14 protein-coding genes are annotated in these 16,815 nt (G+C 64.1%); all 14 read right to left on the bottom strand.

The annotated features are described in order from the left end of the window. Positions 1-50: 50 nt before the first annotated feature. Positions 51-620 (bottom strand): dCTP deaminase, encoded by a 570-nt coding sequence (dcd, locus tag J7548_RS15865; RefSeq protein WP_290976110.1) that lies wholly within the window; start codon positions 618-620, stop codon positions 51-53. A gap of 112 nt (positions 621-732) precedes the next feature. Then, positions 733-4,743, bottom strand: a complete 4,011-nt coding sequence (hrpA, locus tag J7548_RS15860) for an ATP-dependent RNA helicase HrpA (RefSeq protein ID WP_290976108.1) — start codon at positions 4,741-4,743, stop codon at positions 733-735. A gap of 73 nt (positions 4,744-4,816) precedes the next feature. Then, positions 4,817-5,668: an ABC transporter permease gene (locus J7548_RS15855; protein WP_290976105.1), complete on the bottom strand. Its 852-nt coding sequence runs from the start codon at positions 5,666-5,668 to the stop codon at positions 4,817-4,819. Positions 5,669-5,681: 13 nt separating this feature from the next. Beyond that, complete coding sequence (locus tag J7548_RS15850) at positions 5,682-6,491, bottom strand: ABC transporter ATP-binding protein (RefSeq protein ID WP_290976103.1); 810 nt, start codon at positions 6,489-6,491, stop codon at positions 5,682-5,684. 122 nt (positions 6,492-6,613) lie between these two features. After that, the gene (locus J7548_RS15845; protein WP_290976100.1) at positions 6,614-7,651 is read right to left on the bottom strand and encodes an ABC transporter substrate-binding protein; all 1,038 of its coding nucleotides are present in this window, start codon (positions 7,649-7,651) and stop codon (positions 6,614-6,616) included. 103 nt (positions 7,652-7,754) lie between these two features. Next, complete coding sequence (locus tag J7548_RS15840) at positions 7,755-9,020, bottom strand: CaiB/BaiF CoA-transferase family protein (protein ID WP_290976097.1); 1,266 nt, start codon at positions 9,018-9,020, stop codon at positions 7,755-7,757. Positions 9,021-9,075: 55 nt separating this feature from the next. After that, on the bottom strand, positions 9,076-9,672 hold the full coding sequence (gene recR / locus J7548_RS15835) for a recombination mediator RecR (RefSeq protein ID WP_290976094.1): 597 nt from the start codon (positions 9,670-9,672) through the stop codon (positions 9,076-9,078). A 7-nt stretch (positions 9,673-9,679) separates the two neighbouring features. After that, positions 9,680-9,982 (bottom strand): YciI family protein, encoded by a 303-nt coding sequence (locus tag J7548_RS15830; RefSeq protein WP_290976091.1) that lies wholly within the window; start codon positions 9,980-9,982, stop codon positions 9,680-9,682. A 127-nt stretch (positions 9,983-10,109) separates the two neighbouring features. Then, positions 10,110-10,436: a YbaB/EbfC family nucleoid-associated protein gene (locus tag J7548_RS15825; protein ID WP_290976088.1), complete on the bottom strand. Its 327-nt coding sequence runs from the start codon at positions 10,434-10,436 to the stop codon at positions 10,110-10,112. Between the two features lie 65 nt (positions 10,437-10,501). Next, positions 10,502-12,550, bottom strand: a complete 2,049-nt coding sequence (locus J7548_RS15820) for a DNA polymerase III subunit gamma/tau (RefSeq protein WP_290976086.1) — start codon at positions 12,548-12,550, stop codon at positions 10,502-10,504. Positions 12,551-12,671: 121 nt separating this feature from the next. Further along, a complete protein-coding gene (locus J7548_RS15815) occupies positions 12,672-13,649 on the bottom strand; it encodes a sensor domain-containing diguanylate cyclase (RefSeq protein ID WP_290976083.1) in 978 nt (325 codons plus the stop codon). 368 nt (positions 13,650-14,017) lie between these two features. Then, positions 14,018-14,365 carry a helix-hairpin-helix domain-containing protein gene (locus J7548_RS15810; protein ID WP_290976080.1) on the bottom strand — a complete coding sequence of 116 codons (348 nt, stop codon included), beginning with the start codon at positions 14,363-14,365 and terminating at the stop codon, positions 14,018-14,020. 129 nt (positions 14,366-14,494) lie between these two features. Then, a complete protein-coding gene (gene rfaE1 / locus J7548_RS15805; protein ID WP_290976077.1) occupies positions 14,495-15,430 on the bottom strand; it encodes a D-glycero-beta-D-manno-heptose-7-phosphate kinase in 936 nt (311 codons plus the stop codon). 4 nt (positions 15,431-15,434) lie between these two features. After that, positions 15,435-16,808 carry a UDP-glucose/GDP-mannose dehydrogenase family protein gene (locus J7548_RS15800; protein WP_290976074.1) on the bottom strand — a complete coding sequence of 458 codons (1,374 nt, stop codon included), beginning with the start codon at positions 16,806-16,808 and terminating at the stop codon, positions 15,435-15,437. Positions 16,809-16,815: the final 7 nt, after the last annotated feature.

Below are 16,815 nucleotides of genomic sequence, written 5' to 3'. Positions count from 1 at the left end.
ACAAAGGCCTCCGCACGGGAGGCCTTTGTCTTGATGCGCGACCTGAACGATCAGGTCTTGGGCAGCGTCACGCCATGCTGGCCCTGGTACTTGCCGCCACGGTCCTTGTAGGAAGTCTCGCAGACCTCGTCGCTCTCGAAGAACAGCACCTGCGCGCAGCCTTCGCCGGCGTAGATCTTGGCCGGCAGCGGCGTGGTGTTGGAGAACTCCAGCGTCACATAGCCTTCCCATTCCGGTTCGAACGGGGTGACGTTGACGATGATGCCGCAGCGCGCATAGGTCGACTTGCCCAGGCAGATCGTCAGCACGCTGCGCGGAATGCGGAAGTATTCCATCGTACGCGCCAGCGCGAAGGAATTCGGCGGGATGATGCAGACGTCGCCCTTGAAGTCCACGAAGGACTTCTCGTCGAAGTTCTTGGGATCGACGATGGTCGAGTTGATATTGGTGAAGATCTTGAATTCGTCGGCGCAGCGGATATCGTAACCGTAGGACGAAGTACCGTAGGACACGATCTTGCTGCCGTCGGCGGCATTGCGGACCTGGCCCGGCTCATAGGGCTCGATCATGCCGTGCTGCTCGGCCATGCGGCGGATCCACTTATCTGACTTGATAGACATGGTGTTTTGACAATCTCTGAAGATGCGCAATTTTACGCGAAAAAGGGCGGCGAACCGCTAAAAGCCTGCTTCGCTCCCCTTTCCACCTGTTTTTCCACAACAACGCCCCGGTTCAGCGCTGCATGCTCTCCCACACCTTCTGCAGCCGCTTGACCGACACCGGCATCGGCGTGCGCAGTTCCTGCGCATACAACGACACCCGCAATTCCTCCAGCATCCAGCGGAATTCGGTCATCTTGGGGTCGGCCCGCCCGGCGCGATCCTTCAGCCCGCGCAGGTAAGGCAGCGCCACCTGGTTCCATTCGGCCAGCAGGCGCGTATCGCGCGCGGGGTCGGCGCGCAGCTTGTCCAGGCGCACGTTGATGGCTTTCAGGTAGCGCGGGTAGTGCGTCAGGTTGGCGTAGTCCGTCTCGGCCACGAAACGCTTACCGACCAGTTGCGCAAGCTGGGACTGGATATCGGCCGCCGCCTGCGCATGCGCCTTGATGCTTTGCAGCCGCTTGGGCAGCGAGTGGTACTCGGCCAGGATCTGCCCGGCCAGGCGGGCGATTTCGTTGACCAGCAAACCCAGCCTCGCCTTGCCTTCGTCCTTGCGCTTGTTGAACTCTTCGGCATTCTTCGGCAGCGGATCTTGCAGGAAGGCGCACTCCAGGCCGGCATTGAGGATCTGGTCGCGCAATTCCTCCTGCGTCCCCAGCGCCATGAATTGCATGCCCATCTGCTGCAGGCCGGGGATGTTCTTTTCCAGGTACTTCAACTGCTCCTTCATCTGCAGCGCGAACAGGCGGCGCAGGCCGGCATAGTGGAAGCGCGCCGCTTCGGCCGGGTCGTCGAACACTTCCAGGTCGCAATGCGTCTTGCGGTCCACCAGCGCCGGGAAGCCGATCAGCGTCTGCGCCTGCTTGCCGGCGCCGCGCGTGATTTCCAGCAGTTCAGGCAATTCGCCGAAACTCCAGCCGGTCAGGTTGCTGTATTCTCCGGCCGAAGCGGGCGCAGCAGCAGCGGCGGACGGCTTGGCTGCGGCACCTTGTGCCGGCTTTCCGGATTGCGGTTGCGGTACGTCGCTGCCCTCATCCTCATCACGCGGCGCAATCGCCACCTGCTCGGCCAGTTTCTGGAACTGCTGACGCGCCTGGCCGCCGAATTCGGCTTGCAGGGCGGCGAGGTTGCGCCCCATCTCCAGTTGCCGGCCATGCTCGTCGACGATCTTGAAATTCATCGCGTGGTGCGCCGGCAGCGTCTCCTGCTTGAAGTCGCTGGGCTTGACCATGATCGTGATCTGGTCGCGGATGTCGGCGATGATGGCATCGATCAGGGTGCCGCGGCCGAAGATCTTGCGTTCTTCCATACGCTCGCAGAACTTGGCGGCGTAGTCCGGCAACGGCACGCAGTGGCGGCGCAGCTTTTGCGGCAGCGATTTCAGCAGCAGGTGCACCTTTTCCTTCAGCATGCCCGGCACCAGCCATTCGCAGCGGTCGCTTGACACCTGGTTGAGCGCATACAGCGGCACGGTCAGCGTGACGCCGTCGCGCGTGGCGCCCGGCTCGAAATGGTAGGACAGCGCCATCGCGATGCCGGCCACGTTCATGGTCTTGGGGAACAGCTCGGTGGTGACGCCGGCCGCCTCATGGCGCATCAGGTCGTCGCGGTTCAGGTACAGCAGCTTGGGATCGGCGGCGGTGGCCTGCTTGTGCCACTTCTCGAAATCCACGCCATTGCAGATCCCTGCCGGGATCAGCTTGTCGTAGAAGCCGATGATCAGCTCATCGTCCACCAGCACGTCCAGGCGGCGCGACTTGTGTTCCAGGTTCTCGATCTCGCGCACCAGCTTCTGGTTATGCGCGAAGAACGGCGCGCGCGTGTCGAAGTCGCCGCCCACCAGCCCGTCGCGGATGAATATCTCGCGCGCCTCGTCCGGATTGATGTTGCCGTAATTGATGCGACGCTGGCTGTACACCACCAGGCCATACAAGGTGGCGCGCTCGGAAGCGGTGACCTGCGCGGCGCGCTTTTCCCAGCGCGGCTCGCCCCAGGATTTCTTCAGCAGGTGGCCGCCGATCTTCTCCAGCCATTCCGGCTGGATGTTTGCCACGCAGCGGGCATATAAACGCGCGGTATCGACCAGCTCGGCCGCCATCACCCAGCGGCCGGGCTTCTTGGTCAGGTGCGCGCCGGGCCAGATATTGAAGCGGATACCCCGCGCGCCCAGGTATTGGGCATCGTCTTCCGACTTGAAGCCGACGTTGCCTAGCAAGCCGGTCAGCAGCGCCAGGTGCAACTGGTCATAGGTCGCCGGCGCCTCGTTCAAACGCCAGCCCTGCTCCTTGACGATGGTCAGCAACTGAGAATGGACGTCACGCCATTCGCGCAGGCGCAATTGCGAAAGGAAATTCTCGCGGCAATGCTCCTGCAACTGGCGATTCGATTTCTTGTGCATGATGGCGTCTTCGAACCACTTCCAGATCTTCAGGTAGCTGGTGAATTCGGACTTTTCATCGGCAAATTTCTTGTGCGCATTGTCGGCCGCGTTCTGCGCATCCATCGGCCGGTCGCGCGGATCCTGCACCGACAGGGCGGCGGCGATGATCAGCAGTTCGGTCAGGCAGGCGTTGTCGCGCCCGGCCAGGATCATGCGCGCCACGCGCGGGTCCAGCGGCAGCTTGGCAAGTTGCTTGCCCAGCGGCGTCAGGCGATTGACTCCACCCTGCTCTTCCACCGCGCCCAGTTCCTGCAGCAGTTGATAACCGTCGGCAATCGCCCGGCCCAGCGGCGGCTCGATGAAGGGGAAGGTCTCGACATCGGTCAGGTGCAGCGACTTCATCCGCAGGATGACCGAGGCCAGCGAGGAACGCAGGATTTCCGGATCGGTGAACTTGGGACGCTGCAGGAAATCCTGCTCGTCGTACAGGCGGATGCACACGCCCGCGGCGACGCGGCCGCAACGGCCGGCGCGCTGGTTGGCGGCCGACTGCGCCACCGGCTCGATCTGCAACTGCTCGACCTTGTTGCGGTAGCTGTAGCGCTTCACCCGCGCCAGCCCGGCATCGACCACATAGCGGATGCCCGGCACGGTCAGCGAAGTCTCGGCAACGTTGGTCGCCAGCACGATGCGACGCGCATTGCTGGTCTTGAACACGCGCTCCTGCTCCTGCGCCGACAGGCGCGCAAACAGCGGCAAGATTTCCACATGCGGCGGATGATGCTTGCGCAGCGCCTCGGCGGCATCGCGAATCTCGCGTTCGCCCGGCAGGAACACCAGCACATCGCCGGAACCGAGACGCGCCAGTTCGTCGACGGCATCGACCACCGCATCCATCAGGTCGCGCTGCTCGCGGTCCTTCTGCGCTTGCGATGCCCGGCCTTCGGCCCGGGCGCGCGCCTGCGCCACCTCGGCGGAGACACCGCTGCGGTCGGCATTGTCGATCGGCCGATAGCGGATCTCCACCGGATACAGGCGGCCGGAGACTTCGATCACCGGGGCCGGAATGACCTCGCCTTTGACTTCGCGGCCGAAGTGGCGGGCAAAGCGGTCGGCATCGATGGTCGCCGAGGTGATGATCACCTTCAGGTCGGGGCGTTTGGGCAGCAACTGCTTCAGGTAGCCCAGCAGGAAATCGATGTTGAGGCTGCGTTCGTGCGCCTCGTCGATGATGATGGTGTCGTACTGGCGCAGGAGCGGATCGGTCTGGGTCTCGGCCAGCAGGATGCCGTCCGTCATCAGCTTGATCCAGGCGCCCTTGGACAAGGTGTCGTTGAAGCGCACCTTGTAGCCGACCAGCTCGCCCGGCGGCGAATTGAGTTCCTGCGCGATGCGCTTGGCTGTCGACGACGCCGCGATGCGGCGCGGCTGGGTGTGGCCGATCAGGCCTTTTTCGCCGCGCCCCAGTTCCAGGCATATCTTGGGAAGCTGGGTGGTCTTGCCGGAACCGGTCTCGCCGCTGACGATGATGACCTGATGCTGCCGCAGCGCCTCGGCGATTTCATGGCGGCGGCCGGAGACCGGCAGTTCTTCAGGAAAAGTGACCGGCGGCAAGGGATTGCGCACGGCGGGCTGGACATCGGGGCGGGCCGCCCGCGGCGGCTTGCCGGAGGGGGATGGAGAAGAAGGCTTGGTAACGGACATGAGGCCGACATTATACCCGCAGCCGCCCGGCAGGCTTGGCTGCCGGGCACGCCTCAACGACGGCGGACGAAGCTCAGAGCTTCTCCGTCTCGCCGCTCTTGGGTTGCCATTTCATCAAGCGTTTTTCGATCACGCCCACCGCCAGGTCCAGCACCAGCGCGAACACCGTCAGCACCACGATGCCGGCGAATACGGTGTTGATGTCGAACGTGCCTTCGGCCTGCAGGATCAGGTAGCCGACGCCGCGCGCCGAGCCCAGGTATTCGCCGACCACGGCGCCGACGAAGGCCAGGCCGATCGAGGTGTGCAGGCTGGAGAACACCCACGAGGTGGCCGACGGCAGGTACACCGTGCGCAGCAGCTGACGCGCATTGGCGCCCAGCATGCGGGCGTTGGCCAGCACCACCGGACTGACTTCCTTGACGCCCTGGTAGACGTTGAAGAAGACGATGAAAAAGACCAGGGTGACGGCCAGTGCCACCTTGGACCAGATGCCCAGGCCGAACCACATGGCGAAGATCGGCGCCAGGATCACGCGCGGCATGGAGTTGGCGGCCTTGACGTAAGGATCGAGGATGGCCGAAGCGGTCGGCGACAGCGCCAGCCACAGGCCGATGCCCAGGCCCGAGACGGTGCCGATGATGAAGGCCAGCACGGTTTCGGCCAGCGTCACCAGCAGGTGCGAATAGATTTCAGCCGGGAAGGTCAGCGTGAACAGGGTAGTGTCGCCGAAGCCCACTTCCAGCGAGCCGCTGCCCACCGTGAACCATTCCCAGATGCGCTGCGCCACCTTCAACGGTTCACCGAAGAAGAAGGCGGTCTGCGGATTGCGGGTGGCGGCGTGCCAGACGGCGAGCACCACCAGCAGCACCAGCAGTTGCCAGAGGCGGATGTTCTTGTGATTCGGTTTCAGGTATTTCCACATATCGGTCCTTCTTTCACGCCGCGCGCTTTTGTTGTTGATAGCCCTTGAGCACTTCATCGCGCAGGACGTCCCAGATCTGCTGGTGCAGTTCCACGAAACGCGGATGCATGCGGATTTCCGCCACATCGCGCGGGCGCGGCAAGTCGATCTTGAATTCGCCGATCGGATGGGTGCCGGGGCCGGCCGCCAGCACGATCACGCGGTCGGACATGGCGATCGCCTCGTCCAGGTCGTGGGTGATGAACAGCACCGCCTTCTTCTTGGCGTTCCACAGTTCCAGCACTTCGTTTTCCATCAACTGGCGGGTCTGGATGTCGAGCGCGGAGAACGGCTCGTCCATCAGGATGATGTCGGGATCGAGGATCAGCGTCTGCGCCAGCGCCACGCGCTTGCGCATGCCGCCGGAGAGCTGGTGCGGATAGCGGTCGCCGAAGCCTTGCAGGCCGACGCGGGCCAGCCATTGCTCGCCCAGTTGCTCGGCTTCCTTCTCGTCGTGGCCGCGGTATTGCAGGCCGGCGATGACGTTCTGCAAAGCGCTGCGCCAGGGCATCAGCGCCTCGGCCTGAAACATGTAGCCGGCGCGCTTGTTGATGCCGGTCAGCGGTTCGCCGAATATCTCGACCTTGCCCGAGGACGGCTGCAGCAACCCGGCGCCGACGTTGAGCAAGGTCGACTTGCCGCAGCCGGTGGGGCCGACCACGGAGACGAACTCGCCGGGCGCGATCGCCAGGGTGGTGTTGGCGACCGCGGTGTAGCGCTGCGATCGGTCGTCCTTCGATACGAAGGTGCAGGTGATGTCGTCGAAGAGAAGTGCTGGAGTCATGGCTGTCTGGGCCGCATGGCGTGCCCGGTTGTTGTTGCGTGTTGATGCTGCTTCAGATGCGCAAATGCCCGTCACCGGGCATTTGCGCTTCATTCGCATAACATGGGAATCCTGCTATGCCCTTACTTGTACTTGGCGTTGGCCTTTTCCGCGAAAGTGTTGGTGAAGGTCTTGGACAAGTCCACCTGCTTGTCGGCCAGTGAAGGCTCGAAGGCTTGCAATGTGCGCAACGCGGTTTCCGGGCCGCCGGCCGGGAAGCGGCCGTCCGGCGAGATCGCCTGGCGCACCTTCATAAAGGCGTCGATGTACAGCGAACGGTCACCCAGCAGGTAGCTTTCGGGAACGGCCTTGATGATGTCGGACGGGCCGGCCTTCTGGATCCACTTCAGCGCGCGCACCATGGCGTTGGTCAGCGCCTGGGTGGTGTTGGGGTACTTCTGCACGAAAGCGGCGGGCGCGTACAGGGTAGCCGCCGGCATCGGGCCGCCGAAGACGTCGTTGGTGTCCTTCAGGGTGCGGGTGTCGGCGATGATCTTGATTTCACGGTGCTGTTCCAGCATCGAGATCACCGGGTCGAGGTTGGCGATGGCGTCGATCTGGCCCGAACGCAGCGCCGAGATCGCGCCGGCTGCCGCGCCCACGCCGATGAAGGAGACGTCGGTCGGCTTCAGGCCGGCCTTGGCCAGCACGTAGCTGGCCATGATGCTGGTGGACGAGCCCGGCGCGGTGACGCCGATCTTCTTGCCCTTCAGGTCGGCCACGCCCTTGTAGTTGGGCATGGTCTTGTTGCTGGCGGCCAGCACGATCTGCGGCGCGCGGCCCTGCAGCACGAAGGCCACGATGGGCTGGTTCTTCACCTGCATGTTGATGGTGTGCTCGTAGGCGCCCGACACCACGTCGGCGCTGCCGCCCACCATCGCCTGCAGCGCCTTGGCGCCGCCGGCGAAGTCGGAGATCTCGACCTGCAGGCCTTCATCCTTGAAATAGCCGAGCTGTTCGGCGATGGTCAGCGGCAGGTAGTAGAACAGGTTCTTGCCGCCCACGGCGATCGAGACCTTGGGTTTTTCCAGGGCCTGGGCCGAGGCGTTGTTGTTGAAAGAAAGATAACCGGCCAGGAACAGGCCGCCAGCGATTGCCAACTGCTTCCAACTGAATTTCATTTTGTCTCCTCGTTTTTATCGTGGATGGGTGCTACGCCTTTTCGGCTTTATCGGATGCGGGAAGTAGCTTCCGCCCTCCTCGTCTTTTGTGTTTTGTCTGTTCTCAGACCACGCCATCCTCGCGCAGCCGTTTAATTTGTGCGTCATCATACCCCAGCGACCGCAAGATTTCATCGCTGTGCGCGCCCAGCTCCGGCCCCAGCCATTTGGTCCGGCCCGGCGTCTCGGACAGCTTGGGCGTGATCGCCGGCAGCTTGACCGGCGTGCCATCGGCAAAGCGGTGCTGTTCGAACATGCCGCGCGCCAGGAATTGCGCGTCGTTCATCATGTCCTTGACCGAATAGATCTTGCCCACCGGGACGTCGGCCGCCTGCAGGATGGCCAGCGCCTGTTCGATGGTTTGCGTGTCGCACCATTGCTGGATCGCGGCATCGATTTCGGCGGTGCGCGGCACGCGGCCGTCGTTGCGCGCCAGACCCGGATCGTCGGCCATGTCGGCGCGGCCGATGGCGTTCATCAAGCGCTTGAAGATGGCATCGCCGTTGCCGGCGATGACGATGTTCTTGCCGTCGCCGGTGGTGTAGGTGTTGGAGGGCACGATCCCCGGCAACGCGCCGCCGGTGCGCTCGCGCACCACGCCGGCGTGGTCGAACTCGGGCACCATCGATTCCATCATGTTGAACACGGCCTCGTACAGCGCCACGTCCACCATCTGGCCTTGCCCCGCCACGCAGTCGGCGCCGTCCTTGCCGTTCCAGCGGCCGCCGGTGACGTCGCGGTGGCGCAGCGCCATCATGGCGCCGATCACGCCATGCAGCGCGGCGATCGAGTCGCCGATGGAAATGCCGATGCGCACCGGCGGGCGGTCCGGATGGCCGGAGACGTAGCGGATGCCGCCCATCGATTCGCCGATCGCGCCGAAGCCCGGCAAGTCGCGCAGCGGCCCGGTCTGGCCGTAGCCGGACAGGCGCACCATGATGGTGGCGGGATTGAGTTTCTTCAGGTCCTCGTAGCCGAGGTTCCATTTCTCCAGCACGCCGGGGCGGTAGTTCTCGATGATGACGTCGGCTTCCAGCGCCAGCTTGCGGGCGATGTCCTGGGCCCGCGCGTCCTTCATATTAAGGGTGATGCTTTTCTTGTTGCGCGCCTGCACCGACCACCACAGCGAAGTGCCGTCCTTGAGCACACGCCACTGGCGCAGCGGGTCGCCGTTCTCGGGCGCCTCGACCTTGATGACGTCGGCGCCGAACTCGGCCAGCATGCGCGAGCAGAACGGTCCGGCGATCAGCGTGCCCAATTCAAGTACCTTGATGCCTGCCAGCGGGCCGGGCGGCGTGTTTTTTTGCGTATCGGAAGCGGTTGTCGTCATGGCTTTTCCACCGGGCATGGGCGCCGGCGTTCTCCTCGTTGTCGTTATCGCCGGATCAGGTGCTGCGCCGGTCCAGCATGGCGCGCGCGATGGTGCCGGCGTCCACGTATTCCAGCTCGCCGCCCACCGGCACGCCGCGCGCCAGGCGGCTGGCCTTGAGGCCGCGCGCCTTGAGCGTTTCGCTGATGTAGTGGGCGGTGGCTTCGCCTTCGTTGGTGAAGTTGGTGGCCAGCACCACTTCGGTGACCGCGCCGTCGGTGGCGCGGGTGATCAGTTTTTCAAGATGGATGTCGCGCGGGCCGATGCCGTCCAGCGGCGACAGGCGCCCCATCAGCACGAAATACAAACCCTTGTAGGTCAGCGTTTGCTCGATCATCACCTGGTCGGAGGGCGACTCGACCACGCACAGCAGCGAATGGTCTCGCTGCGGGTCCTGGCAGGTTTCGCAGATGACTTGTTCGGTGAAGGTATTGCACAGCGCGCAGTGGCGGATGGTGTCGAGCGCGTGGGCCAGCGACTTGCTCAGCCCGAGCGCGGCCTCGCGGTCATGCTGCAGCAGATGGTAGGCCATGCGCTGCGCGGTCTTGGGGCCGATGCCGGGAAGCTTGCGCAGCGATTCGGTCAGCAGGGTGAGGCTGGATGGTGTTTTCAACGCTAGTTCAATTGCGGTCAACGGAATAGCGGAAGGCTTCGAGCGCCTCCGCCGTCATCGATGGGACAAATTCGGTTATCTCGTATTCGGCCACGCCGGCGATATAGAAGGGATCGAGTTCGACGATCGCCTCCATCTCGGCGCGGTCGGATGCATCGGCCAGGATGATGCCGCCGGTGCGCGGCACCTTGCGGCCCGACATCAGGAATACGCCATCCGCATATTGCTGGTTCAGGAATTTCTTGTGCGCGGTCAGCAAGCTGTCGATTTCACTCGCCGGCTTCGTGTACGTGATCGAGATAATGAACATGTTCCCTCCACAATGCGGTTCCCACCATCTTGCTGGACATCGTTCCTGCACATCGCTCACGCCGGCACCCGCACACCTGGGGCAAGGCGCGCCGGCGTGAGCGCGCTTGCCCTGTGCCATCCGCCGCTTAGAACGGCATCTTGAAGCCCGGCGGCATCGGCATGCCGGCGGTGACGCTGGCCATCTTTTCCTGGCTGGTGGCTTCGGCCTTGCGCACGGCGTCGTTGAAGGCGGCGGCGACCAGGTCTTCCAGCATGTCCTTGTCGTCGGCCAGCAGCGACGGGTCGATGGAAACGCGCTTGACGTCGTTCTTACAGGACATGACAACCTTGACCAGGCCGGCGCCGGACTGGCCCTCGACCTCGATCTGCGCCAGTTGCTCCTGCATCTTCTTCATGTTGTCCTGCATGGCCTGCGCTTGCTTCATCAGACCTGCCAGTTGACCTTTCATCATCGTATTGCTCCTTCATTTCAATTCAGTGGATTTTATCTTGTTTGCCCGTGGCGCCTGTGGCCGGATCACAAGGGATGTATCGATCCCGGCACAATCGAGGCGCCGAACTCGCGCATCATGGACAGCACGAAGGGATCGTTCCGCATCTTCTGTTCAGCCTGGCGCTGGCGCTCGGCGCGGTCGGCCTGGGCTACCGCGTTGGCGGTGTCGGTAACGGCGCCGATCTCGGTTTCCACCCGCACTTCGCGGCCGAAGCGTTCCGACAATGCGGCCACCAGCTTTTCCACGCTGCCGGAGGAACGCAGCGTCTCCAGCGGAATGCGCAAATGGAAACAGACGTTGCCGCCGGCCAAGCCCTCGCAGCGCACCATCTCGCTCTGGAACGCCATCTGCTGCACCACGCCGCGCAGCGGCAGGCTGGCCGCCAGGCTGGGCCAGCGGCCGTCCCAGCCAAGCTCGGCGGCGACACGCGCGGTTTCCTGCTGCTGGGCCGGAGTCGCTGCGGGACGTTGCGGCGGTGCCGGCGCCGGGGGCGGCGCGGGAGCGAACGCCTCTTCGCTCAGGCTGGGCGGGTTGGAATATTCAGTTTTTTTTTGAGCCTCGATGCCGGCCGGCATCGTCTCCTCTTCCCACGGCGGGATGGAGTCGAACGGCGGCGGTTCCGGCATATCGGGCACAGCTGACGCGGCAGGCGGCGGCGCAACAGACGCAGGAGCCGGTGCGGCCGCTGCCGGGCGCGGCGCCGGCGCCGATGGCGCCTTGCCGTTCTTGCCGATGGCCGCGCGCGCGGCCATCAAGGCGGCTTCGCGGGCTGAACTCGGGGCGGCGGAGGCCGCCGGCTGTGCTGCCGGGGCCGGCGCCGCTTGCATCGGTGCCGGTGCGGGGCGGGCGACTGGTGCACTGGCCACAGCCGCTTGCGGCGCCACCAGCGGCGCCGCCTGGCGGGGTGCGGCCGGACGCGGCGCCGGCGCGCCGCCCGCCGCCGGTGCCGGCACGGGGCCTGCGGCCTTCGCGCTGACCGGCCGGAAGGCCAGCATGCGCAACAGCGTCATCGAGAAACCGGCATATTCGTCCGGCGCAAGGCCCAGTTCGTTACGGCCGTGCACGGCGATCTGGTAGAACAGTTGCACATGCTCGGGGCTGAACTGGGACGACAGGCGCAGGATATCTTCGCGGTTGGGCAAATCGTCGGCCAGGGCGGCCGGCACGCTCTGCGCCAGCGCGATCTGGTGCAGCAGGGTGCCCAGGTCTTGCAAGGCGGCGTTATAGGACAGGCTGCGCGTAGCCATGTCGTCGGCCACGCCGAGCAGGGCCGCGCCGTCTTGCGCGGCCAGGGCGTCGAGGATACGGATCAGGTAGGACTGGTCGAGCGCGCCCAGCATGCCCTGCACCGCTTCCAAAGTGACCTTGCCGGCGGCATAGGCGATAGCCTGGTCGGTCAGCGACAGCGCGTCGCGCATGGAGCCGGAGGCGCCTTGCGCCAGCAGGCGCAGGGCCGGCGGGTCGAATTCGATGCCTTCCTGGTTCAGGATATTGTCCAGGTGGCCGATGATGTGGCCCGGCGGCATCTGCTTCAGGTTGAACTGCAGGCAGCGCGACAGCACGGTGACCGGGATCTTTTGCGGATCGGTGGTGGCCAGGATGAACTTGATGTGCTCGGGCGGCTCTTCCAGCGTCTTCAGCATGGCGTTGAAGGCGTGGTTGGTCAGCATGTGCACTTCGTCGATCATGTAGACCTTGAAACGGGCATTGGACGGCGCGTAGACCGCCTGCTCCAGCAACTGCGCCATTTCGTCGACGCCGCGGTTGGAGGCCGCGTCCATTTCGATGTAATCGACGAAGCGCCCGGCATCGATCGCCACGCAAGCCTCGCACACGCCGCACGGGGCTGCGGTGATGCCGCCGTTGCCGTCCGGGCCGACGCAGTTGAGCGACTTGGCCAGAATGCGCGAGAGCGTGGTCTTGCCCACGCCGCGGGTGCCGGTGAACAGGTAGGCGTGGTGCAGCCGCTGCTGTTCCAGCGCATGCGTCAGCGCACGCACGACGTGCTCCTGGCCTACCAGGGTGTCGAAGCTGCGGGGACGGTATTTGCGGGCGAGAACTTGATAGGACATGACGATGGCTGCGGTCGGCTTTTTGGCTCAGGTGGGCATTTTATTCTATTTCGCCACCGGTATCGCCTTTGGCGTGGCCGCAGCGGTTCCAAGGCCGCTCCGGCGCGGCCTTGGACAAATGCTAATGCAGGACCGCAGCGGCGCGCCGTTGCCTCTTTTGCTCGTACATCAAGGTGTCGGCGCGGTGCATGAGCGCACCAATGTCCCGGTGCGCGACGGCATCGAATTCGACGATGCCGACGCTGTAGCTCAGGTCATATCCGCGTTGGCGATCCTGGTTGAATTGCTGCACCGCCCGTTCGAAATGCCGGAGTACCGCCCCCGCTTCGTCGATGGATGTGTTGGCCAGGAAAATCGAGAATTCGTCGCCGCCCAGGCGACCGATGACATCCGATTCCCGGAAGTTGCCGGCCAGCAGCGAAGAGAAATCGCTCAGGGCGGCGTCCCCTTCCGCATGGCCGAAACGGTCGTTGATCTGCTTGAATTTGTCGAGGTCGAAATACAGCATGCAGGCCGGGCGTTTCAGTCGCCTGCACAAGCCCAGCGCATGCTGGGCCAGCGCTTCGAAACCGCGGCGGTTGGACAGTTTGGTCAGCTCGTCGATGGTGGCCAGCCGGACCGCAATCAGTTCCTGTTCCACCATTGCCGCCAGGTCCTTCAGCAACGCACGGTCCTCCTGGTCGAAATCGCGCACCTTCATGTCGACCAGGCACAGGGTGCCGAGCTTGTGGCCGCTTTCGCTGCGGATCGGGCAGCCGGCGTAGAAGCGGATGTGGGGTTCGCCGGTGACCTGCGGGTTGCCGCTGAAACGGTCGTCCAGCGTGGCGTCGTTCACCACGGTGATGTCGTCGGTCAGGATGGCATGCGAGCAGAAAGAAATGTCGCGCGAGGTTTCCCCCGCCGCCATTCCCACACAGGACTTGAACCATTGGCGGTTGGCGTCGATCAGCGTCACCACCGCGATCGGCACGTCGAACAGCCGCCGCGCCAGGCGCGTGACCCGGTCGAAGCGTTCTTCCGGTGGAGTGTCGAGGATGTGGAGCGAATGCAGGGCCTCGATACGGGCTTTTTCATCAGGAGGGAATTCGGCTATTTTCATGGCTCATCTCATGGGATTTGGCGAAAGGTGCGCATACGACGCCCAACCACGCTGAATGACTTCCGGCCAGCCCATGCCCCACCCGGCAGCCTTGCGCCGCGCAAGGCGTTCCCTGTGTCACATCTGCCTGCCGGATCGAGAGTCAGGGAAGCTCTGCCGGTTGGAAAAGATGACCGGCCAGAGATAGCCGCCGGTCTATTGCATGCGCCTCACTTTAACCCCAATTTTTCCGAGGAACAAGAATTTGCTTTTCAATGTATCGGCAGCATGCAACATTGCCGGCCGCCTCCTGGATGGCATCGTTGCATCGCAAAACCTTGCCGCAAAACGGCAATCCCGCCGCGACGGGATTGCCGTTCGCTGCGAGATTATTTGCGCGCCGGTTCCTGCTTTTCATCGGCCTGCGCCGCCTTGCCGCCCTTGGCAGCTTGGGGTGCGGCGCCCTGCTTCGACTTGCCGTTGACGGTCAGGCCGTTGGCGGACAGCTTGATCGCGCTCTTTTCCTTGATGCCCTTGACGCGGTTCTCCAGGTCGGCCCAGTCCTTGAAACTGCCGCCTTTCTGGCGTTCCTCAAGAATGCGCTTGGACATCGCAGGTCCGATGCCGCGGATGCCGTCAAGCGCGGCCTGGTCGGCCTTGTTGACATCCACCTGGGCGAAAGCAAAACCGGCAGCCATCAGGGAAGCGGCGATGAACAACAAAAATTTCTTCAACATATTGGATTCCTTTCGAAAATTAAGGTCGGAAAAACAAAAGGCAGCCGCACCAGGGATGCGGCTGCCTTTGCTAACGCGGCCTCAGGAACCGTGTTGACAGAAATATAACGAGAAATCGTCGCTGAAAACTCAGCCCGCCAGCAATTCCTCACGCGTGACGGTCGCGGTTCCCAGCTTACCGACGACGATGCCGCCAGCGCGGTTGGCCATGGCGACCGCGTCGACCAGCGAAGCGCCGGCGCCCAGCATGACCGCCAGCGTGGCGATGACGGTGTCGCCCGCGCCGGACACGTCGAACACCTCGCGCGCCATGGTCGGGAAATGCTGCACGTCGCCGTCGCGGTACAGGCTCATGCCCTCTTCCGAACGGGTCAGCAGCAGCGCCTCCAGGTTCAGCTCGGCGCGCAGGTTCTGGGCGCGCGCGGTGAGATCCTCTTCGTTCTTCCACTGGCCGACGATGCGCACCAGCTCGGACTTGTTCGGCGTCAGGATGCTGGCGCCCGCGTAGCGCCTGAAGTCGTCGCCCTTGGGGTCGACCAGGATGCGCTTGCCCAGGGCGCGCGCGGCGGCGATCATCTCCGCCACGTTGACCAGGCTGCCCTTGGCGTAATCGGAAAAGACGATCACGTCGTAGTTGCCGACCAGCGAATTGAATTGCGTGAGCTTGTCGCGCAGCACGGTGTCGGTCGGCGACTCCTCGAAATCGATGCGCACCAGTTGCTGCTGGCGGCCGATCACGCGCAGCTTGACGATGGTGGAAATGGAAGCGTCGCGGTTCAGGTGGCTGCTGATGCCCATTTCTCCCAGCATGCTTTCCACCACGCGCGCCGGCTCGTCGTCGCCGGTCACGCCCAGGAGCGCCGTCTGCGCGCTCAGGCTGGCGGTATTGCGCGCCACGTTGGCGGCGCCGCCCAAGCGCTCTTCCTTGCGCTCCACGCGCACCACCGGCACCGGCGCTTCCGGCGAAATGCGGTTGACCTCGCCGAACCAGTAACGATCCAGCATGACATCGCCCACGATCAGGATACGGGCCGAACTCCAGGCCGCAGCGGCATTGGCGCTCATCTTGTTATCCACGGGTCAGGATGGAACGGCCGATGCCGTGATACTCGATGCCGCTGTCGGCCATCACTTGCGGTTCGAACAGGTTGCGGCCATCGAAGATCACCGGATTCTTCAGCGCCGCCTTGACGCGTTCAAAGTCCGGGCTGCGGAATGCCTTCCATTCGGTCACGATGGCCAGCGCATCGGCGTCACCCAGCGCCGCCATCGGGTTGGCCGCAAAGCTGATGCGATCGAGCAGTGCGGGGGCGTCGGCGAAGTCCAGCTTGAACACGCGCTCGGCTTCCTTCATCGCCACCGGATCGTACACCGCGACGGTCGCGCCGCGGCGCACCAGCTCGCCCACCAGCACCCGCGACGAGGCTTCGCGCATGTCGTCGGTATTGGGCTTGAACGCCAACCCCCAGATCGCGAAATGCTTGCCGGCCAGATCCTCGCCGAAGCGGGTCACGACCTTCTTGCCCAGCACATGCTTCTGGAAATCGTTGACCTGCTCGACCGCGCGCAGGATCAGCAGGTCCTGGCCGTAGTCGCGCGCGGTACGTTCCAGCGCCTGCACATCCTTGGGGAAGCAGGAACCGCCGTAGCCGCAGCCGGCGTACAGGAAGCTGTGGCCGATACGCGGGTCGGAACCGATGCCGTGGCGCACCGCCTCGATGTCGGCGCCGACCTTGTCGGCCAGGTTGGCCAGTTCGTTCATGAACGAGATACGGGTGGCCAGCATGGCGTTGGCCGCGTACTTGGTGAATTCGGCCGAACGCACGTCCATCCAGAAAGTGCGCTCATGGTTGCGATTGAAGGGCGCGTACAGCTTCTTCATCAGCGTGTAGGCGCGCTGCCCCTCGGGGCTCTGGTCGTGGCCGATGACGATGCGGTCGGGGCGCATGAAGTCCTCCACCGCCGCGCCTTCCTTCAGGAATTCGGGATTGGAGACCACCGAGAAATCGGCATTCTTACCGCGCTTGGCCAACTCCTCGGAGATGGCGGCCTTGACGCGGTCGGCGGTGCCCACCGGCACGGTGGACTTGTCGACCACCACCTTGAAGCCGTCCATGTGGCGGCCGATGTTGCGGGCCGCGGCCAGCACGTATTGCAGGTCGGCCGAACCGTCTTCGTCGGGCGGCGTACCCACGGCGATGAACTGGATCTCACCGTGCGCCACGCTGGCGGCGACGTCGGTCGAGAATTGCAGGCGGCCGGCGGCGCGGTTGCGCGCCACCACGTCTTCCAGGCCCGGCTCATGGATGGGAATGCCGCCGTTATTGAGGATATCGACCTTGGACTGGTCGACGTCCAGGCAGAACACGTCGTTGCCCAGTTCGGCGAGGCAGGCGCCGGTCACCAAGCCTACGTAGCCGGTGCCGATAATAGTAATTTTCATGATGGAT

Origin of the sequence: Herbaspirillum sp. (assembly GCF_017744395.1) — a bacterium.
Lineage (GTDB): Bacteria > Pseudomonadota > Gammaproteobacteria > Burkholderiales > Burkholderiaceae_D > Herbaspirillum.
Note: the sequence above shows the minus strand (reverse complement) of the source record. Positions and strands in the feature narration are given on the sequence as shown.